Raw genomic sequence first — 890 nt, 5'->3', positions numbered from 1 at the left:
AAAGCACCCAAGCCCATTTCGCGACGCCGCCCATGAATGGTATAACGATACAGCCATTGAGCACCACCATCTTTACGCTTATGAAGAAGCAAGCCGGCACCATCATTATATTTGCCAGTTCCCAATGTTGCGACAGATCTTGCATTAAGACGATTCATAAGAACCATTTTTACTCCTTTCTGCTATAGTTTTTACCCACACATCAACCCCGCTTGTGACGTGCAAGCAAGTGATTTTGATTGATTCAAGATACACAGATTTAAGATGAGAGAATCTTACGTTATTCAGGGTTCTCATTCAATATGAATAACGCTAGATTATGATTATAAATCAATGCCTTGAACGCTTGTTGGAAGTGATGCAAGAGGCGTGGTGCAATTGGTCCGGCACAAATTGCCCCGACAAGCCCTGCAAACAGCAGCATTGAAATAGATGCTGTGCTTTCTGCTAAGTGTAGAGCAAATGTAACTTGTGCTGTTTCATTGGCAAAGCTGCTAAAGCCCAAAACAAGGAAAAGTCCCATTTGGGTAAAAATCATGGATTTTTTCTTTGTCACAATGCTCCTCCCCAAGAGGTTATAAGGTACAATTTTCTTCTACGTGTTTATGGTATATCCCATGCTTTGTATAGTTTTTCTTGATGATCAGTTGAAAAGAAAGTTTTCAGAGCTCTTTTCCAAAACAAGCACAATGCCTATTGGCAGCGATGAGCAACTCCTTATGTTTTTTTAAAGGGGAGTATTAAGGATGATGGGCTGGTGAAGTTGTCTGATATGAGAGACAATGATACAAAAAGACAATCAGAAAATTTTGCAAAAAAGCTGCACTATGCGTGCAGCTTTTTATGTATTTGCTTTAAAGGTAGACAGGTAGATGTTTTAAAGCATGAAA

1 protein-coding gene and 1 pseudogene are annotated in these 890 nt (G+C 39.7%); both read right to left on the bottom strand.

All coding sequences use genetic code 11. The features are described 5' to 3' along the window. On the bottom strand, positions 1–167 hold a 167-nt coding region (locus ACFIQC_RS09950), incomplete at its 3' end, for an Arm DNA-binding domain-containing protein (RefSeq protein WP_375707142.1). Between the two features lie 134 nt (positions 168–301). After that, a pseudogene (locus ACFIQC_RS09945) lies at positions 302–556 on the bottom strand (MFS transporter); the annotation flags it as partial. Positions 557–890 lie beyond the last annotated feature (334 nt).

Origin of the sequence: Bartonella sp. AA126HLJHH, assembly GCF_042197425.1 — a bacterium.
In the GTDB taxonomy this organism is placed as follows: domain Bacteria; phylum Pseudomonadota; class Alphaproteobacteria; order Rhizobiales; family Rhizobiaceae; genus Bartonella.
This window is presented reverse-complemented; position numbering and strand designations above follow the sequence as displayed.